Raw genomic sequence first — 16,995 nt, forward strand, 5'->3', positions numbered from 1 at the left:
GAGGGGCCGTCCGGTGAGCGAAGATCGTCGGGCCGAGGCGCGCGCGGAAGAGGTCGGCGGACTTACGCGCGCCGCGCCGAGGTCCTAGGATTTTCGAGGTACTACGTGCTGGAGGCCGCTGCATGTCTGGAGCTCGTACGCCGGTCGGGGCAACCGGGAGAGGGGCCGCGCGGCAGGCGGTCACGATCCATTTCGCGGGATACAACCGGGCCTGGGCGGCATGGATCGGAGACCGGCTGGAACGCCGCGGCCTGCGCGTGGTGTACCTGCGCTGGGACTCCCCGGCGGAGGTGCCGCTGGTCGACCTGCTGCGCGACCTGGAGCTCGCCGAGGGCCGCATCCTCATCGTCGTCAGCGAGTGGTACTTCCAGCTCGGCCCCCGCACGCAGGAGGAGTGGAACGCGGCGCTGCGCGAGGTCGTCGCCCCCGACCCGTCCCGGTTCGCCGCCGTCTCCGTGACGACGGCCTCGGTACCGGCCGCGACCGCCGTCCTGGCCCCTGTCGACCTGACCAACATGGGCGCCGAGGAGGCCGAGCGCCGTCTGCTCGACCGGCTGGACCTGCCCTTCGAACCGCAGCCCGACGGCGCCGGCGGCGCCCGCCGCGGCCCCCGCTTCCCGGCCGCGATGCCCGAGGTGTGGGGCGGCGTGCCGCGCCGCAACACGCGCTTCACCGGCCGTGAGGCACTGCTCAACGACGCCTACCACCTGTTGCAGGGTGCGGAGCCCGGCGCCGGCGTGGTCACGCTGCACGGCATGTCCGGAGTGGGCAAGACCCAGACGGCCGCCGAGTACGTCTACCGGTTCGGCTCCGAGTACGACGTCGTGTGGTGGGTCAACGCCGAGAAACGCGTCACCTACCGCCGGCTGCTCGCCGAACTCGCCCCGAAACTCGGCCTGCAGACCGGACAGGAGTACGGCGAACGACTGCGTGCCGTCCGTGACTCGCTGCGCCGCGGCGACCCGTACGGACGATGGCTGCTGATCCTCGACGGAGCGGACGAGCCCGATCAGATCTGGGACCTGGTGCCCACCGGTCCCGGCCACGTCATCATCACCTCCCGCAACCCCGAATGGACCGAGCACAACAGCAAGTTGCTGGAAGTGCCCGTCTACGCTCGCGACGAGTCGGTGGCGTTCATCAGGCGCCGCGCGCCCCGGCTGTCCGAGGGCGAGGCCGACCAGCTCGCCGACGCGCTGGAGGACCTGCCGCTGCTGCTGGACCAGACGGCGGGCTGGCTCAACGACTCCGACCTGTCGGTGCGCCAGTACATCGCCCTGCTGGACGGCGGCATCGACAGCGACGTGGTGAAGGTGTCGGCGGACTTCCCGCTCGCCTTCCAGACCGCGTGGTCGATACTGCTGAACAAACTCCGCGAGACCGTCCCCGAGTCCGTGGACCTGCTGCGGCTGTGCACCTTCTTCGCGCCCGGCTTCATCCCCGTCCGGCTGCTGCGCGAGATGTCGAGCGACGAACTGCCCGAACAGCTCGCCGGACTGCTCAACGACCCGCTGCTGTGGAACAAGGCGATCAACCAGCTCCGCCAGTACTCCGTGGTCCGCCTGGAGTCCCACGAGGCGGTCGGCGACGAGGGCGCCGGCTCCGGGGAGTCGCTGTACCTGCACCGCATGGTCCACCAGATCGTGCACAAGGACATGCCGGACGCCGACCGCAAGGAGTTCATCGACGTCGTCCGGCTGGCCCTCGCCGCCGCCGACCCGCGCCGGCCCACCGACCCCGACCTGTGGCCCGGATACGCCGAGATCGTGCCGCACCTGAAGTACGCCGACGTGCTGCAGACCCAGGAACCGACCGTCCAGCGGCTGGTCTTCAACTGCCTGCGCTACATGTACTTCTCCGGCGAGTACGTCGCCGGCATCAAACTCGGCGAGCGCGCCATGAAGGCCTGGCGCGAACTGCTCGGCCCGACCCACCCGCGGATCTGGGAGCTGACCTACCACTACACCAACCTGCTGCGCGCCGTCGGCGACTACGCCGCCACCGAGGCCCTCAGCCGGGCCGCCGCCGAACACCTGAAGGCGGAGCGCGGACCGCAGGACCTGGAGCATCTGCGGGCCGCCGCCGGCCTCGCCGCAGACCTGCGCGGCCTCGGCCGCTACGACGAGGCGCTGGAACTCTCCCAATGGGTCCTGGTGGCCTACCGCGACCTGCTCGGCGACCAGGACTCGCGCAGCCTCAACTCGCTCAACAACCTCGCCGTCTCCCTCCGGCTGCTCGGCCGCTACCCGGAGGCCCTGGAGCACGACCGGCGGACCATGGAGTCCCGCCGTCTGCTCCTGCGGGCCCGCCATCCATGGACCCTCGGCTCCGAGATCTCCTACGCCATCGACCTGCGGCTGCTCGGCCGTTACGCCGAGGCCGAGTCCATCCAGGCGAAGAACGTGCGCGAGATCCGGCTGGTGATGGGCCGCGACAACCCGTCGACCCTCAAGGCCGAGCACAACCTCGCCCTGTGCCGCTACCGCCTCGGCGAGCGGGACCGCGGCCGCGACCGCGGCGCCGAGCGCGAGGAGCCCGGGGAGCTGCTCTCCAGCGTCCTGGAGCGCGGCGAGCGGGTGCTCGGCGAGACGCATCCGCTGACGCTGATCTTCGCGACGGCCCAGAGCTGCTACTCCCGCGAGCACGGCGACATCGACCGGGCGCGCGAGCTCAGCGAGGCCGTCGTCGCGCGCTACGAGGTCATGCTGGGCGACGAGCACCCCTTCGTCGCCGGCGCCCGCGCCAACCAGGCGCTGATCCTGCGCAACGTCGGTGAGCGGGAGGCGGGCCACGTCCTCCTCGAGCAGGCACTCGCGGCGATGACCGACGCCGTGGGGGAGCGCCATCCCTGGACGCTGGGCTGCGCCCTGAACGCCTCCGCCCTGCGCAACCTCGTCGGCGACCCCGAGAGCGCCGCCGAGCTCAGCCACGACACGGTGAGCCGGGCCGTCGAGACGCTCGGGCGCACGCACCCGCTGACCCTGTCGGCGCGCATCGCCCACGCGGCGGACCTGCGCGGGCTGCGGGACCGGCGGCAGGCGGAGAAGGTCGAGCAGGAGGCCCTCGCGGACTTCGACGCGACGCTGGGCAGCAAGCACCCGCACACCGTCTCGGCCCGCTCCCGCAACCGGCCCTACTGGGACTTCGAACCCCAGGTCATCTGAGTCCGCCACGGTCCGACGCGCACGGACGGACGCACGGACGGACGCACGCACGCACGGCGAAGGGCCCGCCCCCGTAACTTCCGGGGCGGGCCCTTCGCCATGGATCACGCCATGGATCACGCCGTGGATCACGCCGTCGACGCGTTCTCGACGGTCGCGTTCTCGACGGTCAGCGGGTCAAGCGGGTCACGCCTCGAAGACCTCGCGGACCAGCTGCTCCTGCTCGGCCTGGTGGCGCTTCGCCGAGCCGACGGCCGGGGACGAGCCGTGCGGCCGCGAGATGCGGCGCAGCCGCTCGCCGTGCGGGATGTCGGCGCCGACCGCCAGGTCCAGGTGGTCGATCAGGTTCAGGGCGATGAACGGCCAGGCGCCCTGGTTGGCCGGCTCCTCCTGCACCCACAGGTACTTCTCGGCGTTCGGGTACTTGTTGACCTCGGCCTGGACCTCGGCGCCCGGCAGCGGGTACAGCCGCTCGAGGCGGATGATCGCCGTGTCGGTGATGCCGCGCTTCTGCCGCTCGGCCTCGAGGTCGTAGTAGACCTTGCCGGCGCAGAAGACGACCTTCTTCACCGCGTCGGCCTGGACCGAGGTGTCGCCGATGACCGGGCGGAACTGGCCCGTGGTGAACTCCTCCGCCTTCGACGCGGCGGCCTTCAGGCGCAGCATCGACTTCGGGGTGAAGACGACCAGCGGCTTGTGGTGCGGGTTGTGCACCTGCCACCGCAGGAGGTGGAAGTAGTTCGACGGAAGCGTCGGCAGCGCGACCGTCATGTTGTTCTGGGCGCAGAGCTGGAGGAAGCGCTCGATGCGGGCCGAGGAGTGGTCCGGGCCCTGGCCCTCGTAGCCGTGGGGGAGGAGCAACGTCACACCGCTCGTCTGGCCCCACTTCTGCTCGGCGGCCGAGATGTACTCGTCGACGACCGTCTGCGCGCCGTTGACGAAGTCGCCGAACTGCGCCTCCCACATCACGAGCGCGTCGGGGCGGGCCAGCGAGTAGCCGTACTCGAAGCCCATGACCGCGTACTCGGACAGCAGGGAGTTGTAGACGTTGTAGCGCGCCTGCTCCTCGGCCAGGTACTGGAGCGGGGTGTGCTCCTCACCCGTCTCGCGGTCGATGAGGACCGCGTGGCGCTGGCCGAAGGTGCCTCGCTGGGAGTCCTGACCGGACAGCCGGACCGGGGTGCCCTCGAGGAGCAGGGAGCCCACGGCCAGGGTTTCGCCCATGCCCCAGTCGATCGTGCCGTCCTCGACCATCGACGCCCGGCGCTGGAGCTGCGGCAGCAGACGCGGGTGGACGTGGAAGTAGTCGGGGATGTTGACCTGGGACTCGGCGATCCGCTTCACGGTCTCCGTGGAGATCGCGGTGTTCACGGCGACCGGGAACTCCGCCTGCGGGTCCGACACGGGGCCGGCGCTCGGCTGGGCCGTGACGGCCTCGCGGACCTCCGTGAAGACCTTCTCCAGCTGCCCCTGGTAGTCCTGCAGCGCCTGCTCGGCCTCTTCCAGGGTGATGTCGCCGCGACCGATCAGGGACTCGGTGTAGAGCTTGCGCACCGAGCGCTTCTTGTCGATCAGGTCGTACATCAGCGGCTGGGTGAAGGCCGGGTTGTCGGTCTCGTTGTGACCGCGGCGGCGGTAGCAGATGAGGTCGATCACCACGTCCTTGTTGAACGCCTGGCGGAACTCGAAGGCCAGGCGCGCCACGCGGACGCAGGCCTCGGGGTCGTCGCCGTTCACGTGGAAGATCGGGGCCTCGATCATGCGGGCCACGTCCGTGGCGTACATCGAGGAACGCGATGACTCGGGAGCCGCCGTGAAGCCGACCTGGTTGTTGATGACCACGTGGACCGTGCCGCCGGTGCGGTAGCCGCGCAGCTGCGACATGTTCAGGGTCTCGGCCACCACGCCCTGGCCCGCGAAGGCCGCGTCGCCGTGCAGGGCGACGGGCAGGACCGTGAAGTCCGAGCCGCCCTTGTTGATGATGTCCTGCTTGGCGCGGGCGATGCCCTCGATGACCGGGTCGACCGTCTCCAGGTGGGAGGGGTTCGCGGCCAGCGAGACCTTGATCTGCTCGCCGTCCAGGCCGGTGAAGGTCCCCTCGGCGCCCAGGTGGTACTTCACGTCGCCCGAGCCGTGCATCGACTTCGGGTCGAGGTTGCCCTCGAACTCGCGGAAGATCTGCGCGTACGACTTGCCGACGATGTTCGCCAGGACGTTCAGGCGGCCGCGGTGGGCCATGCCGATGACGACCTCGTCCAGGCGCGACTCGGCGGCCGAGTCCAGTACCGCGTCGAGCAGCGGGATGACGGACTCGCCGCCCTCCAGCGAGAAGCGCTTCTGGCCGACGTACTTCGTCTGCAGGAACGTCTCGAAGGCTTCCGCGGCGTTCAGCCGGCGCAGGATGCGCAGCTGCTCCTCGCGCTCCGGCTTGGTGTGCGGGCGCTCGATGCGGTCCTGGATCCAGCGGCGCTGCTTGGGGTCCTGGATGTGCATGAACTCGACGCCGGTGGTGCGGCAGTACGAGTCGCGCAGCACGCCGAGGATGTCGCGCAGCTTCATCAGGGACTTGCCGGAGAACCCGCCGACGGCGAACTCGCGCTCCAGGTCCCACAGGGTGAGCCCGTGCTCGGTGATGTCGAGGTCGGGGTGCTTGCGCTGGCGGTACTCCAGCGGGTCGGTGTCGGCCATGACGTGGCCGCGGACCCGGTAGGAGTGGATCAGCTCGAAGACGCGGGCGGCCTTGGTGACGTCGTCGTCGTGGCTGGCGTCGATGTCCTTGAGCCAGCGGACCGGCTCGTAGGGGATGCGCAGCGCCTCGAAGATCTCGTCGAAGAAGCCGTTCTCGCCGAGGAGGAGGTTCGCGACGATCCGCAGGAACTCGCCGGAGGCCGCGCCCTGGATGACCCGGTGGTCGTAGGTCGACGTGAGCGTCATGACCTTCGAGATGGCGAGCTTGTTCAGGGTGTCCTGGCTGGTGCCCTGGAACTCCGCCGGGTAGTCCATCGAGCCGACGCCCATGATGACCGACTGGCCGGGCATCAGACGCGGCACGGAGTGCACGGTGCCGAGCCCGCCGGGGTTGGTCAGCGAGACGGTGACGCCGGTGAAGTCGTCCATCGTCAGCTTGCCGTCGCGGGCGCGGCGGACGATGTCCTCGTAGGCCTGCCAGAACTCGAAGAAGTTCAGCGTCTCGGCCTTCTTGATGCCGGCGACGACGAGCTGGCGGTCGCCGTTGGGCTTCACCAGGTCGATGGCCAGACCGAAGTTGACGTGCGGCGGCTTGACGAGGGTGGGCTTCCCGTCCTTCTCCGCGTAGTGCCAGTTCATCGACGGCATGGCCTTGATGGCCTGCACCATCGCGAAGCCGATCAGGTGCGTGAAGGAGATCTTCCCGCCCCGGGCGCGCTTGAGATGGTTGTTGATGACGATGCGGTTGTCGAACAGCAGCTTCACCGGGACCGCGCGCACGGACGTGGCCGTGGGCAGCTCCAGCGAGGCGTTCATGTTCTTGGCGACCGCGGCGGACGGGCCGCGCAGCGTCACGAACTCCGGGCCCTCGGGGGCGGCGGGCGCCGCGTCGGCGGGCGCGGGCCTCGCGGCGGCGGCCGGCTTGGCCGCGGGGGCTGGGGCCGGCTTCGCCGGAGCGGGAGCAGCGGCCGCCGCGGGCTTCGGCACGGCGGCCGGAGCCGGGGCAGGAGCCGGAGCGGCGGCGGGGGCCGGCTGGGCCGGGGCGGCGGGCGCGGGAGGCGCGGTGGTGGTCGTCGCGGCCCCCGCGGCCGCGGTACCCGCCGTAGCCGAGGGCGCAGCGGCCCCTGGCTTGTAGTCGGCGAAGAAGTCCCACCAGGCGCGGTCTACCGAATTCGGGTCCTGGAGGTACTGCTGATAGATCTCGTCGACGAGCCACTCGTTCGGTCCGAACGCGGCAGCGGGGTTCTTGCCCGCTTGGTCTGCGTCGGTCGAGATGCTGGAGTTACTGGGGGACTGTGGCGACACGGCGGCAACCGCCCTCTTCCGCTTCACAAGGTGATGGACAGCGGGAATAAAGGCTACGCCCCCGGGAGGGGGAGAGTCAGGCCGGGCCCGTCCATCGTCGCGTAAGTCACATCGGAAAGTGAGTTTCGGGGCCGGAAATGGCGGGAAACAAGCGCGGTTGCGGGTCAAAAGGGTGTGTTGATGCACGTCACGCACGACGGGCGTGCGGACCCTTTGCCGACCTGCGCCGGACCGGAGCCTGATCACACGTGCCCGACGGGGCGAACACCGGTGGATCTTGCGGCTCCGCTGCGAACTTTACGTCAACTTGGGACGGAGGACTCTCCCGGAAGAGTGACAAGAATCCGGCAGCCCCGCTCGGATTCGGCCACCCCGATCCGGCCGCCGTGGAGATCGACCGCCCAGCGGGCGATCGCCAGCCCCAGCCCCGTGCCGCCGTCGCTGCCCGGACCGTGCGGCCGGCGCACGGCGCCCCGGTTGAACCGCTCGAACACGCGCCGCCACTCCGAGCGCGGAATGCCGGGCCCCTCGTCCAGGACCTCGATCTCCAGCGACTCCGGCAGCGGCCCGCGCCGCGCCTTCACCGTCACCCGTCCGTGCGGCGGGCTGTGCTTGACGGCGTTGTCGATCAGGTTGGCGACGACCTGGTGGATCCGCTCCGGGTCCGCGTGCGCGGTCAGCTCCGGAGGCGTGACGTCCAGGTGCAGATGGACGTCCGTACGGGTGTGACTGCCGCCCGAGCCCATCGTGGCGCGCGCCGAGGCGACCATGTTGGCCTCCTTCAGCACGCCCGACAGGTACGGCCACACCTCGAAACGCCGCCTGCGCAGCGGGACGACGCCGTTGTCGAGGCGGGACAGGTCCAGCAGGGTCTCCACCAGCCGCCCGAGCCGCTCCGTCTGCTTCAGGGCGGTGCGCATCGTCTCGGTGTCCGCCTCGGCGATGCCGTCGACGACGTTCTCCAGGACGGCGCGCAGGCCCGCGATGGGCGTGCGCAGCTCGTGCGAGACGTTGGCCACCAACTCCTTGCGCTGCCGGTCCTGCGCCTCCAGCTCGTCCGCCATGACGTTGATCGTCTGGGCGAGATCGCCCAGCTCGTCGCGGCGGTTCTCGCTCACCCGGCGGGTGTAGTCGCCGTGCGAGATGGACCGGGCCACCGTGTTCATCTCGTCCAGCGGCGCGGTCAGCGAATGCGCCACGAACTGCGTGATGAGCAGGGTCGCCACCATCGAGAAGACCGTGATGAAGCGGAGCTCCGTCTTGGTGTGCACCGCGATCATCGACAGACCCGTGGTGATCAGCACCGAGATGACGACCAGCGCACCCAGCTTGGTCTTGATCGAGAACGGGCGCACGCGGCCCCACGGCTCCCCCGTTCCGGGAGCGGGGCTTCTCGGTCCGTCCGGCCCGGAGCTCATGGCGTCGGGGTCTCCAGCGCGTAGCCCACGCCGTGCACCGTGCGGATCCGCTCGGCGCCGATCTTCCGGCGCAGCGCCTTGATGTGGCTGTCGACCGTGCGGGTGCCGGAGGCGTCCGCCCAGTCCCAGACCTCGGCGAGGAGCTGCTCACGGGAGAGGACCGCGCGCGGGGTGTTCGCCAGGCAGACCAGCAGGTCGAACTCGGTGGGCGTGAGGTGCACGTCCTCCGAGCGCACCCGCACCCGGCGCTGCGCGTGGTCGATCTCCAGTTCGCCGAGGCGCAGGATCCCGCTTCTCGGTGTGGTCGCGGCGATCGCGGCCCGCTCCACCCGGCGCAGCAGCACATGCACGCGTGCCGCCAGCTCCCGCATGGAGAACGGCTTGGTCATGTAGTCGTCGGCGCCCACGCCGAGCCCGACCAGCATGTCGGTCTCGTCGTCGCGCGCGGTGAGCATCATCACCGGCACCGGGCGGGACGCCTGCACGCGACGGCAGACCTCCAGACCGTCGAAGCCGGGCAGCATGATGTCGAGGATCAGCAGATCGGGCTGCCAGGCCTCCGCGGTGTCGACGGCCGCCGGGCCGTCACCCGCCGTTTGCACGAGGAACCCCTCGGCGCGCAGGCGGGCCGCGATGGCGTCGACGATCGTCGGATCGTCCTCGACCACCAGGACGCGCCGCTGAGCGCCCGGTGTGGCGGTCGCCGTGCTGTTGTGTGCGGTGTGTGTCTGCTCCATCGCCCGCCCCTGAGTGTGCTTTCCGGAACCAGTGGGGTGATCCCATGTCTGCGCATGACTGCGGTTGACGCGTAAATGATCGGCGTCAGGGGTGCAGCGTACGGGGAGTCACCTCGGCTTTGCTATCCAGGCCGGACGGCGAGATGCACGACGTCCGGCACTCCTCGGGCAACCGGGATCTCTTCGGTACGCACCTGCCGGAACCCGGCATTCCGCAAGGTTCCCTCGAATTCCGGAGAGGGTCGGGCAGACCAAACGGCCAGTACGCCGCCCGGTCTCAACACCCGTGCGCAGCCCGCGAGTCCGGCGGGGGAGTACAGGTTCTCGTTGCCTTCGGTGACGGTCCAGTCGGGGCCGTTGTCGATGTCCAGGCATACCGCGTCGAATGTGTCACGAGTCTCATTGACGTGGTCGAGCAGATCCGCCGCCACGATCTTCGTCCTGGGATCGGCGAGCGCCGGCCCGGAGAGCGCGGCCAGCGGGCCGTCGAGGTGCCAGTCGATCACGGCCCGCTCGCGCTCCACGACCGTGACCTCGCCCCAGTGCGGATCGGCTGCCGCGTGGGCGAGCGAGAAGCCCACGCCCAGGCCGCCGATCAGCAGGCGGGGGGCCGGGCGGTCGTCGAGCGCCGCGCGCGCCGCCGCCACCAGCAGGCGCTCCGAGCGGCCGTCCGAGGTGTCCATCAGGAAGCAGCCGTTGGCGATGATCTGGAGCAGCTTCCCGTGCCGGCGCAGGACCACCTCGCCGTAGGGGCCCTCGCGACGGTCCAGCACTTCCGGGGCGTCGGGCATGTCGTACGGGAGAGGCATGTGTCCATCCTGGCAGCCGGCCGGCGGTCGGGCGAGGGAAATCCGGGTGCGGCGGGTGCCGTTGACGTACGGGCTTTCGCGTCGGTCCGGGTCGGTCCCGGGTCGGTCCCGGGCCGGTCCGGGTTGCATGAGAAGCGGCTCGGAGGAGTCTCAGAGGTTCCTGTGAATCGGCCCGGACGTGGCGCGGGTCACAGACAGGAGGCGGGCAGGGCGCGAAGGGTGTGGCGAGACGGAAGGAGCGCCTCAGGTGGAACGCACGACCTCACCCGCGAGCCCGCCCCTGCCCGACGCCGCCCGGCTCCCCGGCAGCACAGGGGTCCCTGGCGTCGCGGAACTGCCCGACGCCGCCGGACTGCTGGACGGCATCCCGGGCCCGCGTGCCGCCCGGCCCACCGCGCCGCCCGTCGAACGGCCCGGCGAGCGGTGCGCAGAGGGTCCGGTCGAGCCCCTCGCGCGCACGGGTCGCGCCCCGCGATCCCGGCGCCCGGCCGGGTTCCGGGTGCGGGTCCCCGTCCCCTTCACGCTCGCCTACGCGGCCGTCCTCGCCGCCACCGCGTACTTCGCCGAGCATGCCGACCCCGCACTCGTGCACGCCCTGCACCAGGGCTCCAGCACCGATGTGGCGCACCTGTTGCAGACGCCGGCGCTGGTGATGGTGGCCAGCGCGCTGTGGCTGGCGGGCGGCTTCGCCTCGCCCTTCACCCTCGGCTTCGTGGTCGTCCTCACCGCGTTGGAACGGCGTATCGGCGGGGCTCGCACCGCGGTCGTCTTCCTGGCCGGGCACGTGCTGGCCACCCTCGCGACGGAGGTCCCGGTGGGCCTGGGAGTGCTGGTGGGGTGGCTGCCCGACAGCTCGCTCCACCGCCTCGACTACGGCATAAGTTTCGGCGTCGCCGCGAGCGTCGGCGCGCTGGCCGGACTGCTCGGGCCGTGGCCGCGCGGGCTGCTGCTCGTCGCCTTCGGCGGGATGCTGCTGCAGGACCTGATCGCCTACACCGACCCGCTGACCAACTGGGGCCACCTGATCGCGCTGGCGATCGGCGTCGCCCTCTGGCCCTGGGCCCGACGCCGGCCCCTGACGGCCCGACACCTGACCGGCCGGCACATGGCGGCCGGGCCTGACGAGTCGGGGGCGTGACGGCGGGGACCAATAATTCGGGCTTGACGAGGCGGGGCTGACCGGCCGGGGAAGTTCCGGTCTACACGTTCCGGGCGGACGGGTTCCAGCTGTCACGTTCCGGGCGGACGCGTTCCCAAAGAACCGTCGGACATGTTCCGGGCGGGTGGGGCTCAGTCGTTGAAACGGACCGTGCCGTCCTCGCACAGGGTGGGGTGGAGCTTCATGGGGCCGTACTCGTCCACGTCGGACGGGCGGGGCGGTTCGGGACCGTCGGGGCCCAGCCGGATCATCCGTTCGACCCGGCAGATGCGGAACTGGCGACCCTCCACGCTCGCCTCGTCGGCGCGGCCGGCCGCCCTGAACGTTTCGGCGGCGCGCGCGTAGAGGGCCTTCTTGCGCTCGTCGAAACGGTAGAGCATCGCCCAGACGCGGGCCATCCCCTCGTACAGCGCGCGGCGCGCCTCGTGCGGGGTCGCGGCCAGCGAGCCGAAGGGCGTCCAGTCCGCGCCGTCGCGCTCGGCCACCGAGAAGCCGACGGGCAGCCGGACGACGTCCGGGTGGGTCAGCACCGCCCGCGCGGAGTCCTCGCGGACGTCGTCGGGGAAGCGGGCGCCCGTGTACGTGAAGTCGCGCAGCCCCAGCCGCAGCGCGCCCGCCATCGGCCCCTCGTCCCGGCCGGGGTCGAGGGCGAAGCCCACGTCCGGCGACGGCGCGGCGCCCGGCTCCTCCCACGACGCGCCCGGGACCTCCGGGTCGGTGGGCCGGGGCGGCTCCAGACCGTCGTCGCCGGTCCGGGCGAACTCGTCGCCGCGCACCACCCGGTAGCGCACCCCCAGGGCGTCGACCTCGTCGGCGGGGGCCCGCTCCAGCACTGCGACGGCGGTCAACAGCTCGCGCCGCACGGCCGGATCGCCGGCGCCGTCCTTCGCCTGGAACCACAGGTGCGAGTTCAGTGCGTCCCGGGCCTGCTGGGGCATGCCGTCCACCACGGGTTTCAGCAGCCGCCAGCACGGCCCGTCGGCGGCCGGGTCCAGGGCGGCGACGCCGAAGACAGGCCCGCGCAGCGCGATGTGCGGGTAGCGCCGGGAGGCCTCGACGGCGTCCGCCTCGGTCACCCAGGCGACGGGGTCGTCGCGGCGGACCAGCTCCGCGTGGAGGGCGTCGAGACGTCGCTTCCAGTCATCGGTCATAAGCGCATTGTGGTCGGGTGAAGGGGATGCTTCGGGGTGAACGCCGGAAGTGGGCGGGGTACGGGCAGGGGGCGCGAGGGGCGTGGCCCGTCGTGCGGCGGTACGGGGTGCGCCCCCTTGGCCGTCGGACGTCATCCCCGTGCGTCCCCCGTGAACTCCGCGCTCGCCGGCGACGACTCGACGCGCCGCGTTCCGGGCTCGTACAGTGCCCGCCCCCGTGCCCCCGGCGCCCCCGTCAGAGCAGTGGTGATCGCCCACAGCGAACGGAACGGCCTGTGGGGAACATTCAAAGGCTCATGTGCATTGAGTCGGCATAGCTCAACTTGACTGCCGAAGGGGAGATCATGGCATCGACGTCCGCTCCGCTCACTCTGCCCGTGCTGCCTCTCGATGACGAGGTCGTGCTCCCCGGCATGGTGGTTCCGCTGGACCTCAACGACGCCGACGTACGCGCCGCGGTGGAGGCCGCCCAGGCCGCCGCCCGTTCAACACCGGGCAAGCCCCAGGTACTCCTGGTGCCGCGTATCGACGGCACGTACGCGAGCACCGGTGTGCTCGGCACCGTCGAACAGGTCGGCCGGCTGGCCGACGGCGACCCGGGCGCGCTGATCCGCGGCCGCGGCCGCGTGAAGATCGGCGCCGGCACCACCGGGCCCGGCGCGGCGCTGTGGGTCGAGGGGACGAAGGCCGACCAGACCGTCCCCGAGCCGCTGCCCGGTCACGTCGCCGAACTGGTCAAGGAGTACAAGGCGCTCGCCACCGCCTGGCTGCGCAAGCGCGCCGCCTGGCAGGTCGTCGACCGGGTCCAGGCCATCGACGACGTCTCCGCGCTCGCCGACAACTCCGGCTACTCGCCGTTCCTCACCACCGAACAGAAGGTGGAGCTCCTGGAGACCACCGACCCGGTGGCCCGGCTGAAGCTCGCCACCCAGCAGCTGCGCGACCACCTCGCCGAACAGGACGTCGCCGAGACGATCGCCAAGGACGTCCAGGAGGGCGTCGACAAGCAGCAGCGCGAGTTCCTGCTGCGCCGCCAGCTCGAAGCGGTGCGCAAGGAGCTGCGGGAACTGAACGGCGAGAAGGAGGGCGAGGAGTCCGACGACTACCGCGCCCGCGTCGAGGCCGCCGACCTGCCCGAGAAGGTCCGCGAGGCCGCCCTCAAGGAGGTCGACAAACTGGAGCGGTCCAGCGACCAGTCGCCCGAGGGCTCCTGGATCCGCACCTGGCTGGACACCGTCCTCGAACTGCCGTGGAACGAGCGCACGGAGGACCGGTACGACATCCAGGGCGCCAAGTCCGTCCTCGACGCCGAGCACGCGGGCCTGGAGGACGTGAAGGAGCGCATCACCGAGTACCTGGCGGTGCGCAAGCGCCGCGGCGAACGCGGGCTCGGTGTGGTCGGCGGCCGGCGCGGCGGCGCCGTCCTGGCCCTCGTCGGCCCGCCCGGCGTCGGCAAGACCAGCCTCGGCGAGTCCGTCGCGCACGCCATGGGCCGCAAGTTCGTCCGCGTCGCCCTCGGCGGCGTCCGCGACGAGGCCGAGATCCGCGGCCACCGCCGTACCTACGTCGGCGCGCTGCCCGGCCGGATCGTGCGGGCGGTCAAGGAGGCCGGGTCGATGAACCCGGTGGTCCTCCTCGACGAGATCGACAAGGTCGGCTCCGACTTCCGGGGCGACCCGGCGGCCGCCCTCCTCGAAGTGCTCGACCCGGCGCAGAACCACACCTTCCGCGACCACTACCTGGAGGTCGAACTCGACCTGTCGGACGTGGTGTTCCTGGCCACCGCCAACGTGCTCGAAGCCATCCCGGAGGCGCTGCTCGACCGTATGGAGCTGGTTCGCCTGGACGGCTACACCGAGGACGAGAAGGTCGTCATCGCCCGCGACCACCTGCTCCCGCGCCAGCTGGAGCGGGCGGGCCTGGACAAGGACGAGGTCACCCTCGACGAGAGCGCCCTGCGCAAGCTCGCCGGCGAGTACACCCGCGAGGCGGGCGTGCGCACCCTGGAGCGGACCGTCGCGCGGCTGCTGCGCAAGGTCGCGGCCCAGCACGAACTGGGCGAGCGGAAGCTGCCGTTCACCATCCGTGACGAGGATCTGCGCGCCCTGATCGGCCGGCCGCACCACGTGCCCGAGTCCGCCCAGGACCCGGCCGAGCGCCGGACCGCCGTGCCCGGTGTCGCGACCGGTCTCGCGGTCACCGGCGCGGGCGGCGACGTCCTGTACGTCGAGGCGTCGCTGGCCGACCCGGAGACGGGCGCGGCGGGCCTGACCCTGACCGGTCAGCTCGGCGACGTGATGAAGGAGTCGGCGCAGATCGCGCTCAGCTTCCTGCGCAGCCACGGGGCCGAACTGGAGCTGCCGGTGGGTGACTTGAAGGACCGGGGCGTGCACATCCACTTCCCGGCGGGCGCGGTCCCCAAGGACGGCCCGAGCGCCGGCGTCACCATGACGACCGCCCTCGCGTCCCTGCTGTCCGGCCGGCTCGTCCGCACGGACGTGGCGATGACCGGCGAGGTGTCCCTCACCGGCCGGGTCCTGCCGATCGGCGGTGTGAAGCAGAAGCTGCTCGCCGCGCACCGGGCCGGGGTCACCACCGTGATCATCCCCAAGCGCAACGAGCCCGACCTGGACGACGTTCCCTCGGAGGTGCTGGACACGCTCGACGTCCACGCTGTCACGGACGTCCGCCAGGTACTGGAGCTGGCGCTCGCGCCCGCCGCGAACGGCGCGACGCCGGAGGTTCCCGTGGCGGCGTGACGGACGCCGTGGGAGTGGCGAGGGCCCGGAACCCGTGGGGACCGGGCCCTCGCCATGCCCGGCGGCGGCCCTGCGAACCGCCGCCGCCCGGGGGCTGGGAAATACTTAAGAGCTGCGCCGATGGCAGCGACCGGCGAAAAAAGGCAGAGGTGCTGACGTGCACGAGGACACAGACGGCGACGGACGCGGGGACGAGTCCGGCGCGCCGTCGCGCGCCGTGGAGCAGGACGACCGGGAGTTCCTGTCCCTGGAGCGGGAGCTGACCGTGCTGTTCCGCCGGGCCCGCGCCAACCAGGGGGAGATGGCCCGCGAGGTCCACCCGGACCTGGAGTCCGCCGCCTACGGGCTCCTCGTCCGGCTGGAGGAGTGCGGCCGGCAGCGGGCCACCGAGCTCGCCGCCTACATCGGCGTCGGCAAGGCCACCATGTCGCGCCAGCTGCGTGCACTGGAACAGCTCGGCCTGGTCGCCCGCGCCCCGGACCCCGCGGACGGCCGGGCCTGGCTGGTCGACCTCACCGAGGAGGGCCGCACCCGGGTGAGCCGGGTCCGCGAGGCCCGCCGTGAGCGGTACGTCAGCCACTTCTCCCACTGGGACCGCGGCGAGGTCGAGGAGCTGGCCCGGCTGCTGCACCAGCTGAACCGGGGCATGGAGAAGTAACCCCACCGGCCGCCGGGCCGGGCCCGCCGGGCCGGCGTGATCGGGCTCGCGCGGGAAGCGGTCACGGCTGCACGTACACCACCGTCGCGTCGTCGTGGGTCTTCGTGCGGCCGAGCAGGGGGCGTCCCGCGGCCGCGTCCGCCAGCTCCAGCTCCCGCACCCGCTCCACCAGGGTCCGCGCCCCTTTCCCGGCGACGAGGGCCAACAGATCAGCCCAGTCGCCCTGGCGGAACAACTCCGCCCAGCGCCCGGCCCCGTCCGACAGGGCGGCCAGCGAACGGACCTCCTCGCGTGGCACGGACCCCGTCACCGCACGGGCCGCCGCCGACGGATCGGCCGCCGCCGTGAAGAAGCCGCCCTCCCGGTTGCGCAGCGTGCCGTCGACGACGTCGGCGCTGCGCAGCAGGGCGCGCGGCACCCGGGCCAGCCGGTCGTCCTGGACGGCGGTCACCGCGCCTTCGGGCGAGGCGAGCAGCAGCGTCGCGTCGCACAGGACCAGGTACTCCACGGTCCGCGGCGACCAGCGCGCCATGACCGCCGTGGCCTGAGGAGTACGTGGGTGAGAAAGGTCACAGGTTTCCGCGTGCGCCTCGGCGGTACGTGCGATGGCGAGGGCGAGCGCCTCGGCCAACGGGACATCCGTGAGCGAAACGGTCAGTTCGGTGAGGGCGCCGCCCAACCGTGCCGTGAACCAGGGGACCGAATGCAGACAGCCCCCGCCGCCCGGCGGCGGAGTCACCCCGTCCAGGAGGACGAGCGAACCTCCCTGCCCGGAGACGGCGAGCCCGACACTCGCGAAGTCCTCGTTGGGGCGGGCCCGATCGCCGGCCTCCGACACAAGTTCCGTACGCATCCGGCCAGTCTGCACGAGCCCTCCACAGCCTTCGCGAAAGGCTGGCAACGCGCCTCGAACGGGTGCGCTGCCGCAGGTCAGACGCCTGTTTTGGGCGGGAATGCAGCACTCCGGGAAGGCGTGGCGGCGAATACTGCCAAAGCCCGCCGCCCACGTCCAACCGGCCCACCGGACAGGGTCGCTGCACACGCCAGAGGAACTTGCCCGCCAACTCCCCTCCGATGTTCACTCCTTCGGGTGGCGGGGCAAGCGATGCGCGGCCCCTGCCCACCGGCACTGGGAGGGTCGGGAACC

The 16,995-nt window shown here is 71.6% G+C and carries 10 protein-coding genes; 4 read left to right on the plus strand and 6 right to left on the minus strand.

Translation table 11 applies throughout. The features are described from left to right. Window positions 1-122 precede the first annotated feature (122 nt). A complete protein-coding gene (fxsT, locus tag QA802_RS28185) occupies window positions 123-3,164 on the plus strand; it encodes an FxSxx-COOH system tetratricopeptide repeat protein (RefSeq protein ID WP_334528212.1) in 3,042 nt (1,013 codons plus the stop codon). 186 nt (window positions 3,165-3,350) lie between these two features. On the opposite strand, the gene QA802_RS28190 is transcribed toward fxsT, so the two are convergent. From QA802_RS28190 to QA802_RS28205, 4 genes are all read right to left on the minus strand, one after another. Further along, window positions 3,351-7,157 carry a multifunctional oxoglutarate decarboxylase/oxoglutarate dehydrogenase thiamine pyrophosphate-binding subunit/dihydrolipoyllysine-residue succinyltransferase subunit gene (locus QA802_RS28190; protein WP_334528214.1) on the minus strand — a complete coding sequence of 1,269 codons (3,807 nt, stop codon included), beginning with the start codon at window positions 7,155-7,157 and terminating at the stop codon, window positions 3,351-3,353. 302 nt (window positions 7,158-7,459) lie between these two features. Beyond that, entirely contained in the window at window positions 7,460-8,575 is a 1,116-nt protein-coding gene (locus QA802_RS28195) for a sensor histidine kinase (RefSeq protein ID WP_319171194.1), read from the minus strand. Further along, complete coding sequence (locus QA802_RS28200) at window positions 8,572-9,312, minus strand: response regulator transcription factor (protein WP_020130720.1); 741 nt, start codon at window positions 9,310-9,312, stop codon at window positions 8,572-8,574. The genes QA802_RS28195 and QA802_RS28200 overlap by 4 nt, the downstream gene beginning before the upstream one ends. Window positions 9,313-9,434: 122 nt before the next feature. Beyond that, on the minus strand, window positions 9,435-10,121 hold the full coding sequence (locus QA802_RS28205; protein WP_334528223.1) for a spermine/spermidine synthase domain-containing protein: 687 nt from the start codon (window positions 10,119-10,121) through the stop codon (window positions 9,435-9,437). A gap of 247 nt (window positions 10,122-10,368) precedes the next feature. On the opposite strand from QA802_RS28205, the gene QA802_RS28210 reads away from it, so the two are divergent. Beyond that, on the plus strand, window positions 10,369-11,259 hold the full coding sequence (locus QA802_RS28210) for a rhomboid-like protein (protein WP_443042188.1): 891 nt from the start codon (window positions 10,369-10,371) through the stop codon (window positions 11,257-11,259). A gap of 152 nt (window positions 11,260-11,411) precedes the next feature. Here the strand turns inward: QA802_RS28210 and QA802_RS28215 are convergent, their stop codons facing one another. Continuing rightward, the gene (locus QA802_RS28215) at window positions 11,412-12,431 is read right to left on the minus strand and encodes a DUF5954 family protein (RefSeq protein WP_334528226.1); all 1,020 of its coding nucleotides are present in this window, start codon (window positions 12,429-12,431) and stop codon (window positions 11,412-11,414) included. 344 nt (window positions 12,432-12,775) lie between these two features. Here QA802_RS28215 and lon point away from each other — a divergent pair, with 344 nt between their 5' ends. Next, complete coding sequence (gene lon / locus QA802_RS28220; protein WP_334528229.1) at window positions 12,776-15,190, plus strand: endopeptidase La; 2,415 nt, start codon at window positions 12,776-12,778, stop codon at window positions 15,188-15,190. 157 nt (window positions 15,191-15,347) lie between these two features. Further along, window positions 15,348-15,848 (plus strand): MarR family winged helix-turn-helix transcriptional regulator, encoded by a 501-nt coding sequence (locus tag QA802_RS28225; protein ID WP_319171200.1) that lies wholly within the window; start codon window positions 15,348-15,350, stop codon window positions 15,846-15,848. A gap of 61 nt (window positions 15,849-15,909) precedes the next feature. On the opposite strand, the gene QA802_RS28230 is transcribed toward QA802_RS28225, so the two are convergent. Then, window positions 15,910-16,701, minus strand: a complete 792-nt coding sequence (locus tag QA802_RS28230) for a hypothetical protein (protein WP_334528234.1) — start codon at window positions 16,699-16,701, stop codon at window positions 15,910-15,912. Between the last annotated feature and the right edge of the window lie 294 nt (window positions 16,702-16,995).

The organism is Streptomyces sp. B21-105 (genome assembly GCF_036898465.1).
In the GTDB taxonomy this organism is placed as follows: Bacteria; Actinomycetota; Actinomycetes; order Streptomycetales; family Streptomycetaceae; genus Streptomyces.